The sequence below is a fragment of the Trinickia diaoshuihuensis genome (assembly GCF_003390925.1).
Lineage (GTDB): Bacteria > Pseudomonadota > Gammaproteobacteria > Burkholderiales > Burkholderiaceae > Trinickia > Trinickia diaoshuihuensis.
The window spans coordinates 1-15414 of sequence record NZ_QUBS01000079.1 but is presented as its reverse complement, the minus strand read 5'-3'; the positions used below and the strand labels follow the sequence as shown (position 1 = coordinate 15414).

Genomic DNA, 15414 nt, shown 5'->3' with positions numbered 1-15414 from the left:
TGCCTCGTGGATGCGGCGTCGCCGTTCTAGGAGTGTGGGGATGACTGAACGAATTTGCCTAGTAACCGGTGTCGGCGGCGCAACGGGTGCTTCGATCGTTCGCCGATTTGCGCGGGACGGTTATCGCGTGGCGATGATGGCTCGCAATCGCGAGCGACTGGAACGACTCGAAAGAGAAATAGAAGGCAGCAAGGCCTACGTTTGTGACGTGGGGGATCTCGATGCGCTGCACGCTTGCATCGAGGCGATCCAGCGGGAGATGGGTCACCCCGCCGTGGTGGTTCACAACGCAGTATCCGAGACGTTTGCCACCTTTATGGAAGGGGACCCGGCAGCGCTCGAGCGCAACTTTCGGGTCAATACGACCGCGCTGCTGCACTTGGCGCGAGCGTGCGCGCCGGCGATGGTGGAAGCGGGCGGTGGTGCGATCGTCGTCACCGGCAACACGGCGTCTCTGCGGGGTAAGCCAAACTACGCGTTGTTTGCGCCCACCAAGGCGGCTCAACGCGTGCTGGCCGAAGCCTTGGCTCGCGATCTCGGACCTAAGCGCGTTCATGTGGCCTACTTGATGATCGATGCCGTGATCGACGCCGCATGGCTTAGCGAGAGCGGACGCACGCGCCCCGCGTGGGCCGAGCCGCCAGCGGGCTGGCAGTTTTCGAGGGACGAATATTTCGCGCATCCCGATGCCATCGCGGATGAAGTCTTTCATCTCGCTCATCAACATCCGTCCGCGTGGACGTTCGATTACACGATTCGGCCGTTTGCGGAGCGGTGGTGAAGAGATCGCCCCTGAACGGGCCTCCATGGCGTCCCGATGGCTTCTACGGTGGCGGGTGTCGTCCGGTGCGCGCCCTGTTGGGTCGGATCACTCGCTGGACTTAGGACTCCTTCGACTCGCGAGGATCCCGCGCGACGGCCGGCGCACCATTCGCTTGGGGCGCTGCAGCCGCAGCCGCAGGCGATTGCAGGATCGATATCGCAGCCGCCGCAGGCAGCCGCGGCGGCTCACGCCATGCGGTTGCAGCGGCGGCAGCCGCCTCCACGCGTGCCCGAAACGCGGCCGGGTCCTCCACAGCAGGCGAAGACGTGGTCGCCGTGGGCAACGGTAAGGGCGCGGCCGGCAGGGGCAATGGCAAAAGCACGGTGGTCGACGAAGCCGCGGTCGTTGCTGGTCTCATTTTTTTGAAGACTATTCCGTGTTCGTGCGCACCCGCCGCTACGGTCCATGCGGCGGGTGGGGCTGCTCTTTTCGAGGAGGACGATGAGGACGACGAGGATGCGGCAGACGACGAGGATGCGGCAGACGACGAGGATGCGGCAGACGAGGAGGATGCGGCGGACGAGGAGGATGCGGCGGACGAGGAGGATGCGGCAGACGAGGAGGATGTGGCAGATGCGGCTGAACGCGGGTTGAATCCAGGTGAGCCCGGATAGCTATACGTGCCAAGCGCTTCGAGCCATTCCGGCGCCCCATGGGGATACGCCTTGTCCAGCAATGGGTTCCACCAACCCGTCAGCGGTGGCTTTCCCGGTAGCCGAACGAGGATAGTGTGAATGTGATTCGACGCTTTCGAGAGGCCTCCCCGTTCGATGCCCAAATCATTCAATAATTGCCAACAAAATGGACAAACATCGATATTTGCCACAATGCGCGCCGCGCTGCCCGCGACCGCAAAGCGGCGGTTCAAATGACGAACGGTGAGGTTGGCTCTTTCGAAATCGGCAAGGCGTACGTTCTTGGGCTTGGGATCGGCTCGCCCCGTGGCGACGGCGGCGAGATGTCTGGTCGCGAGGGTAAGGCGATAACTCAGCATGCCCGAGAGCACCAACATTTCGGCGTGCGCCGAAGGAGTACCGCGGCCCGTTGTCATCCACATTCGTGACTCATCCCCGTGCTCGTCCACCGATGCATATGCACGTGCGTCGACGATCCTCGGGGCGGGGCCACCGGTCACCTCCATACAGGCCTTCTTGAGAGCCGCTTGTGTGTCGGTCGAGATGGGGCCGTTCTGACGGGCCACGAACAGCGTGTGCCAATTGTCTCTCCAGCCAAGCGCCACGGTTGGCGCTTGCTGGCCGTTTGCGCCGCCACGCACGCCAAACACTATCGCCGCTACTTGCGCCAGTTGCTCAAGCGTCATCGTCCATTCTCTCTTTCAATAAAATTGATCGATCGGCGTCGAGGCAGTCGCGGCCACCGTGCCCATCCGGCGCGCTCCCTTTGGGAACCGGCCGCGATTCGCCTTTATGCTAGGCATCGCAGAAACTGACGGGCGACAAAACGGAAACAAAGAAGGCCGAAATGGCAATCAACGAGCAAGCGAAGCGTCTCGCCCCGACGGGACAAACCCTACGTGTGCTTTTCTTAACGTGCGGGCCTGCGCGCTTTTCCGAACTGCCCACAGGTCATAACGAATCATGACGGCATCTTTGTTGGCGAAGTGTGCCACATTGAGGCGCCTGAGAAAGGGAGCAGCGCTTCAATTCGAACAGGGCAAACGAAGTCCGGCACCAAGCGGCGAATCTATGCTCGTGTGCGGCACACAGTGCAAACCAACGGGAAACGCGCCTGACCTTGCCATCGCCAATCTCGGCTACACCCGACGGCTTTCCCGACGCCAACGAACTCGCCGCGCTGCGAGCCTGGTATGCCGGGCTGTCCGTGCGCAAGGCCGTCGAGCACTACCTGTCCGCCCATGTTGGTGAAGGACATTCGGCGCGAGGCATCCTCGGACAGATGCGGCGTCAGTTGATCGCAGTCGCGCGTCAGGTACACCGCGACGATTTGGCGGCCTTGTTCGCACATCCGGCTTCGGAGCGCCATTGCCAGGCGAACGCGGCGGGCGAGGCCATCGAAGCGCTTCGGTACGCACGTGCGCCCGAGCCCCATATCGGCGACGACGTCGGCACCTGGTTGCCCGCTCGAGCCGTGGCGGCCCTTCGCGCGCACTGCATCGACACGCAGGCGGATCTGACCGTGTGCATTCCGCGCCGGCGTCAGTGGTGGAGGGCCGTGCCCGGGCTCGGCGCTGCGGGGGCTCGGTCCATCGAAGCGTTTTTCGCAAATCACCCGGTGCTGACCGAGCGGACGAGGGCGTTGATCGCGGCGCAACCTCAAGCAGAGGTCGTCCCCTGGGAAAGCCTGTGCTTGCCCCACGAGGTCGACGGCTCGGCCGGCTCGTTCCGCGCGCCGCGGCCGACGTGTGCGCTCGATGCCAACAATGACTACGAAGCCGTACAAGCGTGGCTATCGCTCCACGAGTCTCCCGCGACGCAACGAACGTATCGAAAGGATTCCGAAAGGTTGATCATTTGGTCGATCCTCGAACGAGGCCGCGCACTGTCGTCTCTCACCACGGAGGATGCCATTGCCTACCGAGCGTTCTTGCGACGTCCGGTGCCGAGCGAACGGTGGATCGGCCCAATTCGCTCGCGCTCGTCGCTAGAGTGGCGGCCATTCACAGAGGCGCTATCGGCGCGCTCGACGGCACACGCGCTGTCGGTGCCCTGGGCGATGTTTCGGTGGCTTGTCGAGCAGCGCTACGTCCTGGCTAACCCGTTTGCTGGGGTGAAAGTCCGAGGTGGAGGTCGTGGAGTGGCACTCGATGCGTCACACGCCTTCTCAGAAGGCGAATGGCAACTCGTCCGCACGCTTGCCGACGGACTCGAGTACTCCGAGGGTTGGGCGCTTCCTGCGGCTCAGCGGCTGCGGTTTGTGCTGGACTTAGCCTATGCGACGGGCCTGCGTGCCAGTGAACTCGTGAACGCCACGCTCCGCCATGTCGTCACTGACGAGCGCGGCGATCATTGGCTCAACCTTGTGGGGAAGGGGCACAAGGTGGGGAAAGCGGCGATGCCGCCGCTCGCACGGGCAGCGTTGACCCGCCATCTTCTGGAACGACGGCTTCCGGTGACATCGTCGAGATGGCAGCCTGAAACGCCCCTGATAGCAACCCTGGACGAGGAGGGCGAAGTCGGCATCACCGCAGTTCGGCTATGGGGGATATTGCGGCGTTTCTTTCGTGGTGCGGCGATGGCGATTGAAAGCGACCATCCCGCCCTTGCAGGCAAGCTTCGGCGGGCGAGCCCGCACTGGATGCGGCACACGCACGCTACCCACGCGCTCGTGCGCGGCGCAGAACTGACAACGGTGCGCGATAACTTGCGTCACTCATCAATCTCGACCACGTCGATTTACCTCCACAGCGACGAGGTGAGGCCCGCGCAGCAGATGGCGGGCGTTTTTGGCGCAGGCAAATGAAAGCTTGGAGCAGGATCGTGCGCATGCGCGATATTAAGCGCGTCGGGACGAGTGACATTTACGTGCGGACGCTCACCCGAGTTTTTCCGAGGAAGCGAGGCTTCGCGCGGGTTTACACTGGAAAGGAGCGCCAAGCGCTTTTTCTCTCGTAACAGGCTCAATTTTCGAGCGCATTACGAGATAGGGAAGCATGGAGCCCAAGCACGCCAAAGTCCTCACCCCCGCGAAATTCCGCCACCTACTGCGCGTTACCGAAGCGACCAGTCGCTTTCCCGAACGCGACACCTTGATCCTGTTGCTCGGCATCACGTGCGGTATGCGCGTGACCGAGATTGCGCGACTTGAAGTCCATCATGTGCTGTTGAAGTCGGGCACAAGGAACGAAGAAATCGGGCTGCCAGGCTCGATCACCAAGGGCTGTCGGCCGCGCTGCGTCTTCCTCTCGTACGCGGGGACCGTTGCGGCCTTTGATCGCTATGCCGAGTGGCGCTATCGTCGCGGCCATGGCGCGTCGCTAGACCGTCGCGAGTACAGAGGTCTGATGCCTCGCACCAGGCTTGTCCTCACTCAGAAGGGCGGCGCATTCGAGTTGAGCACGAAGCGGCGCGTGAACTCAGCAGGCGAAACGGTCGAGTATCTGGCCGCCGACAGCCTTCAGAACTATGTGACGGCCCTGTATCGTGCCGCTGGACTTGGGGACGGTTACAGTAGCCACACCGGCCGAAGGACATTCGCAAGCCGCTTACTGGCGAACGGGCATTCGCTCGAAACCGTGCAGATCCTATTGGGACACGCTCACCTCGATCACGTCTCGCCGTATTTAGACGTATCCGCGCGCGATCGGCGTGAGGCTGTCGCCGCAATTGATCTCGGCGAGTGACGAGCGAGGCAACCCACGATGTCGTTTGCCGCTGACGAAAGCGCTTGACCGACCAAAAGACGGGTCTATAATGTACATACCATGTGCATGTACATTAGGAGTGAAAATGGCAGCAGCAACGGAGCGTATCGTCGTGCAGGTAACGGCCGCTCAGAAAAAGGCGATCGCGGGCACGGCCAAGCGGCTCGGCTTGAACGTCAGTGAACTCATGCGTCAGTCAGCCCAAGGGTTCACGCCGTCGGAGGACGAGCAGGAGATTCTCGCGCTCGTCGAGCGGGTAAACGCCTCCACGAAGGAAGCGAACAATGCGCTTGATGATGCGCTGTCGTTCGTGGCCGAGTCGAACAAGCGTATCGCCGAGATGACCGGGGGTAAGTCGTAATGGGCGTGACCGACAAGGTTTGGGATGCCCTCACGACGGTCATCAAAATGAACGACAAGGTAGTTTCACTGGCTGGCACGGTCAAGGAGCAGCAAGTCAAGATCGAGGGGCTAACGGAGCGCGTGATTCGCCTGGAAGCAACTCTTGAACTCCTGATGCGCGGCAGCGGCGGAGGCGTCGCGAAGAAGCTGCCGCGTCAGTAACGGAAAACGAGAATTGGAGAGGCCGATGAGCGCAACCCCTACCTCGCGCGTTGATGCGCAGCTGGTGATGGCAGATGGAACCACGGCGAGTGTCAAAGCTGCGGAGTTCTTTGGTGGTCACGGCATGCTTTGGCTTCGCGGACAAGTCTTCGAGTCGGGCAGCATTGTCGAGGTCGAAATCGACGGGCATCGACGCTCGGTGCGGAGCATCGAGAACAAAGAACAAGTATGCGAAATCCGCCTCGAGCGGGAATAGCCACGGCAACGGAAAACCGTTTGGCGCGCGAGTGCCCCGCACCGGCCGGTGGCCGGACAAGGAATGAAATCGTGAGCTGGCAAAGCAAGGTAGCTGTCGACGTTACGCTCGACGTCACGGACGAGTCCGAACCGGTAACTGTGGCGACCATCGTGGCAGTGCGCGACGCTCTTGGTCAAGATCGGGCGGATCTCTTCCGCGCCTTCGCGGATCAAGAGGGCTTTGATCTCACCCGCCCGGATCAAGTGCCGACGGCTGCGCACAAGTTCGCCGTGAAATACGCTTCCATTCTCCCCTAGGAAAATGAGAACAATGAGAACCGCCGCATACATCGTTGCGCTCGTTGTGGTGATCGCTTGTGGGTGCAGCCAGCATCAAGCGTCCGGCGACTCCAAAGAGTCGCAGTTGTCGGCCGCTCGTGCCGCGAACGAACAGATTCAGATGGCGATCGCAGAGAGCAAATGCGGCGACTCGGAAGGGCCACACGGCTTGTGTGCGCACTTGAAGCAAGCGCAGGCAGACGTTGACAACACGATATATCGCATAAATGGCGGTCACGAATAAGCGGAGCGGAAAACGCAATGCGCAAGCTCTCTGACGTTGCAGCGGAGATAAGGAAGGACTGGCGCGCAATCAGGAATGGCGCCGCAGCGTCCGCTCTCGACGCGATGGCGACGATGGGCGTGGTCCCGGAGCCGTATGGCCTTGACCCGAATGGTTACGGCGTGATCGGTCAGTTCCTTACCGGCGCTAAAGGTTGGCGCGGGCCAACTGCTCGACGCGTGAAGGCCGAACTGCGTGCAATGTGCAAGCGATAGGAAAATGCCGGCACCGCCGGCTCGATCAGAGAAGAGGGCGAATATGACTCGCGACGAAATCAATGTGGCGGTAAACAAGGCGTTTGGTGTGGGTGTATGGGCGGTTGTTGGATTTTGGACGATTAACATCGAAACAGAACCGAAGAGGCAACTCGTCTTGGGCGATGCGCTCGTGGAACAGCTACGGGGTGGCGCGATTAGCCCCGCGAAATTCGATGCCATGCTCAGCGATGCACGAGACGCCGTGTGGACGCAGAACAAGGATGGCTCGCTGATCTATCTATTGAACGGTTGATATCGGCAGCAAAACGCCGGGTATGCCGGCAGACAAACGGGACAAAGACCATGGCACACATTGAACTATCGGTAGCAGACGAGGACAGCCCGGATTTGCGTCGGGCTTGCACTAAGCATGGCGTAACTGCTACGCCGAATCCCGAGCGGGAAGACTCTGTGCTTTTCTCTGGTACGCACGAAGCGCTTGCGATGCTGATCCGTGAAGAATTCGACAGCGGCGAGGAAGGTGGTGTCGAGTATCTGATCAGTGAGATCCAGCCGGATTAGACAACGGAAAACAATTGGTGCTTGGCCACTCATGAAATACTCGATCAAAAGCCTCTCAGCACAGCATAAGCGGGTTAAGGCGAAACAAGTGACGCTTTTCGAGAAAGCTCACGAACTCTCGGCGGCTCTGAACGAAGAGTTTGGCGCTAGCATCTACGCGAGCGGTGCAGATACGATGCTCAATCCGACGGGGCCAGGAGAAGGCACCTATGGCCGTCTTGCGTACGACGGCGAAGAACTCAGGGTGATCTACCGTACGACCGATGAGGACTTGCACGACGCCGCCAACGGTGTCCCCGAGGACGAAAAGGGTTATCACGTCAGACCACTGTCCAGCTGTTCCTCGAAATGGCTCGATCGTTTGCTGGCAGCGGACTCTGTGGACTCATTGTTCGCGAACATTAGCACTCTGCTGAATGAACGGGAGGCGCGAGTCGATCAGTCGCTTGCGGCACTCGACAAGATCCTCGCGGCCGAATCGGCGGGGATCGAGGCGCAGATGGCCGCCAGCTTGGCCGAGTTTAACAACGACACGTTGAACCACAACTGGGCTGCCGTGCTCGATGCGACCCATCTTGAAACCGCCGATGCGCTTACCCGTAGCAGCCGCATGCTCGAGGCCGTCTGTACGGCCATCTTAAACGGGCAAAGTGTCGCGTTGCCGGCCGACAAGTCGTTGTCGCCTCTGCTCAAAGCCTGCATGAAATGTCTGCAATGGCCAGCGGCAAAAGAGGCGCAGGAAGACGTGAAGCAACTGACCTCAGGTGTGCAGTCGATCTGTAACGCAGTAGGTACGCTGCGAACTCACTTCGGTACCGCACACGGTGCATCCAGTCATCTGCCGCCGCTCGATCCCGAGTTCGGGATCTTGGCGAAAAATGCCTGCGCCACCGCGGCGATCTTCTTGCTAAGCCGCCACAAACAATCGGGGACCACGACAGACGACGCAGCGGCAACCTGACGCGGCCGCTGCTGTGGCCACGATGAGCACGCCATACACAACGGAAATCAGGACACAGAAATGACAGTGCGTAACATCGAGAGCTACAAGATTGAAAGCGAAGATGAGGCAGATGCCTATCTGAAAGATCTTTTCAGCGACCCGCAGCGTCGGTCGATGGCTGAGGCGGCTGCACGGGCAGACAAGTACATCACCAGCGAGCACATCCGGAATTACTTCTTGTCGCAAGCTAAAAAATCGCTCTCGACGTCCGACAGCGAAGGCTGAAACGGAAAACGGAACTGTCACGCAGCAGGAGATGAAATGAGCGATCACTATAAGGCCGGCCGTACCGTGCGTCACAAGCTGACGATGGCGATCTGGAAGATCGTGGGGGTGGGGCCCGACTGGCTCGATTGTGAAAAGAAAATCGGGCGAAAAGTATTGAAGAAACGCTTTCAGCTGGATGAGGTGGAACCCTACGTTGCAAGCGGTGCTGTCGGAATAACAATCTATCGATGAGCCTGGCGGCCAGGCCGGCATAGGAAAACGCACTAGCGGGGGACAACGTTGAGCGTCAGCTTTTTGGGCTTGGATAAAGAGCATTGGGACCTGATCAACTCGTTCGCGAACTGGGTTTCCGCGTTCGGGACTGTCGCAGCTGTCTCGGTTTCTTTGTGGCTAGCTTTCCGGCAGGACCGGATATCGTTGGGAGTCGCCGCCGGCGTGCGAGTCGTGGTTGCTGTCGGCGTCAAAGCCCCGCAAGTACGGTACATCACGATTAGCGCGGTCAATCGCGGCAAGCGCTTGGCTAAGATACAGAGCATAGGCTGGTCGTATCGCGAAAACCGGTGGAAAAAGCGACGCTATCTGTTCCAAGGCGCAGGTGATCAAACGGATGGAATGTCGAGTCCGGTTCCGATAGTCTTAGACGACGGCCAACAGGCGCAATGGATGTTCGAGAAGGCTCGATGGCTGGGCCAACTCGAGAAGTTACACATCCCGAAGTGGAATCGAATCGTTGACACCTTCACCGTTGAGATCTACACGTCCGTCGGCAAGACCTTTCGTGCGCCCGCCGAACAGTCGTTAAAGGATGCCCTAGCCGAAACATTCAAGGAAATCGATCGGCGACGGGCCGCTGAAGCGCGAACCGAAGCCTAGGAAAACGGGGAGAGGCACGTGCATCCGGCACCGACAGTCCAAGCTCTGCTACGGAGCGCCTATGAACCGTGCGTGGGCTTCGCGGATGCCTGTAGGTCAGCAAAGTGGAACCCGGCCGAAGGGCACGTGCCTCGGGGCTTTTGCGGAGCCATAGGCGAACCGGAGGAGGTTCGCCTGGTGCTCGTGTGTGCCGAACCCGGAGACCCGCACGCGTCGGAGTCACACGTTGGCGATGGGTCGCCCGCTGGGCGGCTCTCGTCGGTAAGCAGTTATACGTGGGCATGCTTCGCTCACGGCAAGGACCAGTTTCACAGGAATATTCGGGAACTGCTCAATCTCTGCTGGCCGAGGCTGATGTTCGAGCAACAGATGCGGAAGACATGGATTACGGATTCCGTTCTATGCTCGGCGTCGAGAGAATGCGGCCCGGTGGGACGGCGCATGGAGCAAGAATGCGCGAAGCGCTATCTCGCACCTCAGGTGCGCAAGTTTCAAGGTGCGCTAGTTGTCGCGCTGGGAAGAAAGGCAGACGAACGCCTGCGTCGTGCCGGCATCACTGGCGTCGAATATGCCTACTCGGTCGCGCCCCCGGGATGCAATCTTAGACCGGCGCGAGACTCGTGGGCGCGAATTGCTGGCTTGGTTCGCGACCGCTTTAGCGATGAATAGGAAAATAGAGCTATGACCAATTCAAATATTGCAGCTGAGACATGGGTTGTAATCCACGCGCCGGGTCGCCTTCCTTCTCCGTTTGCAGCTCTCCGATACGCAGATGGCCGCACCTATGGGTACGCTTTGGAAGGAGCGACCTATGAGCTAGTCCGCCAGCAGCTTCCGCAGGGGGGTGTCCGACGAGAGCGTATGGGCACTGACGACCCAACAATTGTCGAGTTTTGGGACTATCTGGACGAGCAGCAAATGACGCTCGAAGGGTACACGTACACCCGCGATCATCCGTTCGTGCCGACGGTCGGCCTTTCGTACGAGCTTCACTACGGCTACGTCACGATAGCCAGTGGATCTGGCTTCGCAACGGCGCTGATCCGCGCTGACGGCCTTGATTCGTCCCAATGGATCGACTTGGACACAGATAAGCCGCTGGAGCCCGCTTTTCGCGCGCTCGTTGTCCAAGCGTACAAACCGCTGTAGGCGGAAAACAAGCAGCGCAGGCGTTTTACGCTCGGATGAAGCGAACAAGGAACCGAAATGGGCCAGGCGAAAGCACGGGGAAGCCGCGAGGATCGAATTGCGCAAGCCATCGAACGGCGACGAACGGTTGAACAGGATGTCTTGGCTATCTGGCGCGGTCGAGCGCGGGAAATCGCTGCGCACTGGCACAACGGCGAATCACTGCTTAAAGCATACGATGTTGTGCTTTCGTTTATTTGGGAAGAGCGCTACGAAGGCGCATGCCACGATACGTCAGCGGTGATGTTTATGCTGATGTCTGAACTAGGCTTGAGTCCTGAGTTGTGCATCGGGGAGGTACGGTCCGAAGCGGGCACATTTGATCACTCATGGGTTGAATGTGGGGGGGGGATTTTCGATGCGGCAGTGTGTTTGCCCCGAGAAGGTGGTACGTGGGTTGGTGGGCCGATTTTTGGGTCGCACGACCTTGCGTCTGCGGCGCCGACGACGCTGACCTTCGGCGTAGCTAGCCCAGCTGGACTCGACGAAAATACTAGAGCAATTGTTGAACTATCTCTCGCTGAGTACGCGAAGATTCAACCACAGCCGAACATCTGGACTCTGCTTGTCGCGTTCGCGGGAAGGATCGGACTCAATAGGACAATGATCGACCTTGAGCGGCGTTATGGAACGCATCGTAGGTCTCGTCGACCCTTTTATCTACACGCGTAGGAAAACGGGAATGGCCGAATTCATTCCACCGCAAGAAGGGATCGGACGACCAGGACATCTGCCCAACGTCCCTGCTACGCTGGTCGAGTTGCATCGGCTGGTTGCTATCTTCTTGGCGAGCAAAGGGTTTGCGGAACTCTTGGAAGCTGGCGCCGGACATGCCGCTGAGATTCGTGCTCCTCTGTGGCAACTGCAGGAGGTGGAGGAAGACGAAATCACGCGTATCTTGCTGACCCTGGCGATCACCGCGCGCGTGGTCGACGACGCGAATCATCGTGCGCTGGACTTGGTCGCAGGACCCTGCGGCACTCTCGTACAAGACATTCAGAACCCTGACGGATCCCGGTCACTGGAACTCCGCGAGGCGTGCAACAAACTGATTCATGCTGAGCGGCGGCGATTTGACATCGAGCAGACCGATGGCGGCCGCCCGTATTTGACGCCAACGCTTTATCTGTACGGCTCGCAGGGACGCTTTGAATGGAAGGCAACCCTTGATGTGATCGCCTTCGCGAAAGAATATACGTCGTGCGTTACCGCTTTGTAGCGACAGGAAAACATCATGAATGACGCACGAGCGGCCCTTGTTAGAGAAAAGGTGGAGCGGCTCCGCCAGGAACTGGCCGAGATGGGATTGGAAACAGCCTTCTTCTAATCGCGCACCAGGCTCCGTGAAGGCTCCTGTGGGCTTTCTGTTGATCGGGGAGACGGGGAGCGACGTGGAAGATGCGCGCAACGCGTAGGAAAAAGGGGATGACGCGAACGTTCAAGGTCATCGGTGAGCAGCTTGTGGATCTCACGATCGACGAGGTGGCGGAAGAGATCGAAACGCTCGCGCATGAGCCTTCGCGGCGTGCGGGATCGTGCGACGCGCGAGCAACTTACGAGCACCATCATGCACTTGGCCGCAGATATTTGGATGTCGGCCGGGGCGGACTAGGGAAATCATATGGACCGCGAACTGACCGAAGACGAAATCATCGCCGCTGCAAACGAAGTACTCACCGAGTTCGCGGAGGACTGGGCGGCTAGCCGATGCGACTTCGGAGAAGATATCGTCGAGGATTTGGCTGTTGCCTGTCAGATCCTTTGGCAGGCGGCCGGAAAGCCAACGGGCACGGAATGGTTGCCGCTTTTTCGTATGCTCTTCGAAGGGAAAGGGGTCATCTTCTCTGTGCTGGCGCAACAAGTGCCGCGGTTTCAAGCAGCGATGAATGCTGCGTTGACAGCGCGCAACGAATGCTCCGGGGCTGCACCGGCAGGCGCACACGAGCAGACAGATTTCGACTTGTTCTGAAGGACAGGAAAACGAGGGTAAGAATGGACGAGACGAGAGCATGCAAAGGCGCAGAAACACGTCCGTGTCGAATGTCGGACATGGGGCATGGCCAGCGGTGCCGGAGTTGCGGTGTGCAGGTAAGAGACGATCTGGTCGATCATCAGTTCTTCGGGTTCTCGGCCGGTTGTGTCGGCTCGACGTCCTTCGAGTCGATTTCAACCAATCTCGCTGGATAGGCCGGAAAACGCGATGAGTTTGACACCGAAATGTGGCCAGAAGCCAAGACGCGTTCATCTTGCGACCGAAAGCGGTGGGCGGTCTGAGTGCCGATATTCGTCGCGGCCTAGCCGGCGTGTGGTGCAGAGGCCTCTCGCGGAATTTTTGGAGTTGCCGACGGAAGCGCAATGCTCCGAGTGTGCGAAGGCGGTCGCAGAGCGAACCGCCGCGGCGGCCGCGAACTGAAAATGCATCCGCATGTTACGCATCTCCAAGGGCAAGGCCGACTTTGAGAGCTTTGCCTTTGGAGATTCGATATGGAACTGTTATCGGTGACAGCAGGAGTCGTCCGGGCCGTTGGCGTGTTGGGGTTCCTTCTGGCCGCCGTCAGAAGGAGTAGCGGGTGGTTGGCTATCGGGACCGTCGCCCTGGTGGTTGCAGCCGGAATCATGTGGGTGAGGTAACCCGGAGCCGGGGGGCGGCAGTCCCCTGGCCCACACAAAGGAAAACGGGGTGAACCATGAAAAATGCTATTGCTGCAATCAATGTCCTCGGAGCTGTTGCCGCGCTTATCGCTGCTTGGTGGTGGTTTCGAGCGTCCCGCACGAACTTGCCAAAAATCGACATGGTGACCCTCAAGCCGGCGGCTCCGGTAGGCATGTTGGAAATGGCCAATGATATGGTCGTCGCTGCGCGATTGAATAGAATCGCCGCGTCTTGGAGCGGGGTCGCGGCCATTCTTGGCGCCATCTCGATTGCGCTGAGTTCGTTCTGACAGCGCACGGAAGGCTGGAAGCTCCCGCGTGAAGAGCCGCGAGCATAGCAAACGGAAAACTGGCACACACAACTCAATCGGGGGCCATACATGTTGAATCCGCACTACGTCATTTTCGAGGTCGCACCGGACCACTGGGCGATCAACTGTGTTGGCAGCGGCCATGCGGGAGCGGGGCGAAGCACCTATCCGACAGCGCAAGTGGCTCAAGAGGAGGCGCTTCGTAGAAACGCCAATGCGACAACTGAGGTCTATATCCGTGCATCCGATCAACGGATTCCTGATCTCGTACGAGGCACCCTTGTTGCCCTCGCGGCTACAGGGTTCTGCCAAGCTGGAACCGAGTACCACTTGACGCACCGCCAGCTCGGCGCGATGGGGCTAACTCACGACGACATAACTCGACTGAGCGGTGTGCGTATCCCGTACCTTGGGGCGACCCCGGCGCAGATGACCGGGCAGAATGTTCCCGCGCCGGGTGATGCCAAGTACACGCTGCGCGTGACCCTCAGGGCGGACTGATCGGAAAACGCCGGGAGGCCTCATCGTTGCCGCTGACGGCGGCAACGATGAGTCATCCGACTCATCAACAACACGAAGGGAAAAAATGAGCGCTCATAAGGAACTGTACGATTTTGTCGAGTTTTGGCACGGCAAGGAAGGGTTTGAAGTCCACCCAAACGGTAACTGCGAATTTCTTGGGCAGGTTACATTCGAAGCAGCCAACGAAACGGAGGCTGACACGACTACGGTTCGCCTGATTCGCAACGGATACAATGATGGGAAGGTGAGTCTTGCTGAGACCGACGTCCTATCGGCAGCGCGGTTTCACCTAGATTTCTCGCCGGATTATCAGGCCTACGAGTTTCGGTCCGCGGACGGTGCACTCGTCATTTCGGGTAAATCGTCAAAGATGGGCGGCGCATATTGCGTTACGTTGCTTCCTGCCGCTTAATCAGGGAAACCGAAAATGCCGCGCGCCACGTTGTCGATCGATGACTGGAAGTGTCCCTGGTGCAAGGAGCATCATCGATTTGAAAGCGCCACAGCGGGCGCATGCCATGAGGGCGATCTGTCGGGCTTCGTTGACCGGCTCACGTGCCCGTCGTGCGGCAAGGATTCGATGGTTTCGCTCAGCATTCAGTTTCGAGCCGAAGCCGTCACCGATTGACCAAGGAAAACTGCCTCGTGGACGCGTTTGTTTCCATTCTCAAGTCCGTCACGGCGGACGAATTTAACAAAGTTGTTCTCGGCGTTGTTGCCCTCGTCAGCCTTGTTTTGGGGCCCTTCATGCAGTGGACGATTGCCAGGAAGCAGGCAACCTTGCAAGAGCAGATCGCTATTCGGCAGTCAGAGCTTCAAGAGCGAATCGCAAAGCGTCAGGCAGCGGATAATATCTCCACTAAGCGGCAGGTATGGATTGACGAGTTGCGCAAGGACGTGGCTGAGTACCTGACGCTCTTTGCTCGATTGGAAGAGCTTCGTCGGCCCGCTTCTGGTCTTTCGCCGGAAGATGAGCGACTGAACTTCAACGAATTCGCTGATGCGAACAAACGTGCAACAGAGCTAGGTATTCGAATCAAGCTCCGATTGAATCCGAAAGAGGACGAGCACAACGAATTTGTACGTCTGCTAGGAGCGTTAGCAACGGTTTGTACGGACCCACCGCCAAACGAAACGCCAGAACAGAAGATCGAAGCTCAAAGACGGTTTGGCGAGGCGCGGGACGAGCTAACGTCAATAGTGGTGTATGAACAAATTGACGGCGATCGATTTCAAGCGGCGAGTTTCTGCTGAACCGGCCGATCGTCTT

General features: G+C 59.2%; 23 protein-coding genes. All 23 read left to right on the top strand.

What is annotated here, in order from left to right; translation table 11 throughout:
* Window positions 1–40: 40 nt before the first annotated feature.
* The gene (locus tag DXT59_RS17290; protein ID WP_116138093.1) at window positions 41–781 is read left to right on the top strand and encodes an SDR family NAD(P)-dependent oxidoreductase; all 741 of its coding nucleotides are present in this window, start codon (window positions 41–43) and stop codon (window positions 779–781) included.
* Between the two features lie 308 nt (window positions 782–1089).
* A complete protein-coding gene (locus DXT59_RS30695) occupies window positions 1090–1437 on the top strand; it encodes a hypothetical protein (RefSeq protein ID WP_162878123.1) in 348 nt (115 codons plus the stop codon).
* Between the two features lie 1135 nt (window positions 1438–2572).
* Window positions 2573–4264, top strand: coding sequence for a site-specific integrase (locus DXT59_RS17280; protein WP_116138092.1), 1692 nt, complete (start codon window positions 2573–2575; stop codon window positions 4262–4264).
* Window positions 4265–4454: 190 nt separating this feature from the next.
* Window positions 4455–5144: a tyrosine-type recombinase/integrase gene (locus DXT59_RS17275; protein ID WP_116138091.1), complete on the top strand. Its 690-nt coding sequence runs from the start codon at window positions 4455–4457 to the stop codon at window positions 5142–5144.
* Between the two features lie 106 nt (window positions 5145–5250).
* Window positions 5251–5526, top strand: a complete 276-nt coding sequence (locus DXT59_RS17270) for a plasmid mobilization protein (RefSeq protein WP_116138090.1) — start codon at window positions 5251–5253, stop codon at window positions 5524–5526.
* Window positions 5526–5729 (top strand): hypothetical protein, encoded by a 204-nt coding sequence (locus DXT59_RS17265; RefSeq protein WP_116138089.1) that lies wholly within the window; start codon window positions 5526–5528, stop codon window positions 5727–5729. Before DXT59_RS17270 ends, DXT59_RS17265 begins: the two co-directional genes overlap by 1 nt.
* 25 nt (window positions 5730–5754) lie before the next feature.
* A complete protein-coding gene (locus DXT59_RS30690; protein ID WP_162878122.1) occupies window positions 5755–5985 on the top strand; it encodes a hypothetical protein in 231 nt (76 codons plus the stop codon).
* A 71-nt stretch (window positions 5986–6056) separates the two neighbouring features.
* Window positions 6057–6284: a hypothetical protein gene (locus DXT59_RS17260; RefSeq protein WP_162878121.1), complete on the top strand. Its 228-nt coding sequence runs from the start codon at window positions 6057–6059 to the stop codon at window positions 6282–6284.
* A 282-nt stretch (window positions 6285–6566) separates the two neighbouring features.
* The gene (locus DXT59_RS17250) at window positions 6567–6803 is read left to right on the top strand and encodes a hypothetical protein (protein ID WP_116138087.1); all 237 of its coding nucleotides are present in this window, start codon (window positions 6567–6569) and stop codon (window positions 6801–6803) included.
* A 43-nt stretch (window positions 6804–6846) separates the two neighbouring features.
* Window positions 6847–7098, top strand: coding sequence for a hypothetical protein (locus DXT59_RS17245; protein ID WP_116138086.1), 252 nt, complete (start codon window positions 6847–6849; stop codon window positions 7096–7098).
* Between the two features lie 50 nt (window positions 7099–7148).
* Complete coding sequence (locus DXT59_RS30685) at window positions 7149–7367, top strand: hypothetical protein (RefSeq protein WP_162878120.1); 219 nt, start codon at window positions 7149–7151, stop codon at window positions 7365–7367.
* Window positions 7368–7398: 31 nt separating this feature from the next.
* Window positions 7399–8328, top strand: a complete 930-nt coding sequence (locus DXT59_RS17235) for an abortive infection family protein (RefSeq protein ID WP_116138084.1) — start codon at window positions 7399–7401, stop codon at window positions 8326–8328.
* Window positions 8329–8388: 60 nt separating this feature from the next.
* A complete protein-coding gene (locus tag DXT59_RS17230; protein ID WP_116138083.1) occupies window positions 8389–8595 on the top strand; it encodes a hypothetical protein in 207 nt (68 codons plus the stop codon).
* A 36-nt stretch (window positions 8596–8631) separates the two neighbouring features.
* A complete protein-coding gene (locus DXT59_RS17225) occupies window positions 8632–8829 on the top strand; it encodes a hypothetical protein (protein WP_116138082.1) in 198 nt (65 codons plus the stop codon).
* A 48-nt stretch (window positions 8830–8877) separates the two neighbouring features.
* Entirely contained in the window at window positions 8878–9471 is a 594-nt protein-coding gene (locus tag DXT59_RS17220) for a hypothetical protein (RefSeq protein ID WP_116138081.1), read from the top strand.
* Window positions 9472–10332: 861 nt separating this feature from the next.
* Complete coding sequence (locus DXT59_RS17210; protein WP_162878119.1) at window positions 10333–10620, top strand: hypothetical protein; 288 nt, start codon at window positions 10333–10335, stop codon at window positions 10618–10620.
* Window positions 10621–10677: 57 nt separating this feature from the next.
* The gene (locus DXT59_RS31660) at window positions 10678–11331 is read left to right on the top strand and encodes a lasso peptide biosynthesis protein (RefSeq protein WP_116138079.1); all 654 of its coding nucleotides are present in this window, start codon (window positions 10678–10680) and stop codon (window positions 11329–11331) included.
* 10 nt (window positions 11332–11341) lie between these two features.
* Window positions 11342–11878, top strand: a complete 537-nt coding sequence (locus DXT59_RS17200) for a hypothetical protein (protein ID WP_116138078.1) — start codon at window positions 11342–11344, stop codon at window positions 11876–11878.
* 402 nt (window positions 11879–12280) lie between these two features.
* Window positions 12281–12628 carry a hypothetical protein gene (locus tag DXT59_RS17190; RefSeq protein ID WP_116138077.1) on the top strand — a complete coding sequence of 116 codons (348 nt, stop codon included), beginning with the start codon at window positions 12281–12283 and terminating at the stop codon, window positions 12626–12628.
* Between the two features lie 718 nt (window positions 12629–13346).
* On the top strand, window positions 13347–13601 hold the full coding sequence (locus DXT59_RS30680; protein WP_162878118.1) for a hypothetical protein: 255 nt from the start codon (window positions 13347–13349) through the stop codon (window positions 13599–13601).
* Between the two features lie 90 nt (window positions 13602–13691).
* Window positions 13692–14123 (top strand): hypothetical protein, encoded by a 432-nt coding sequence (locus DXT59_RS17185; RefSeq protein ID WP_116138076.1) that lies wholly within the window; start codon window positions 13692–13694, stop codon window positions 14121–14123.
* A gap of 85 nt (window positions 14124–14208) precedes the next feature.
* Complete coding sequence (locus DXT59_RS17180; protein WP_116138075.1) at window positions 14209–14556, top strand: hypothetical protein; 348 nt, start codon at window positions 14209–14211, stop codon at window positions 14554–14556.
* A gap of 233 nt (window positions 14557–14789) precedes the next feature.
* Window positions 14790–15398, top strand: a complete 609-nt coding sequence (locus DXT59_RS17170; RefSeq protein ID WP_162878117.1) for a hypothetical protein — start codon at window positions 14790–14792, stop codon at window positions 15396–15398.
* The last annotated feature ends 16 nt before the right edge of the window (window positions 15399–15414 follow it).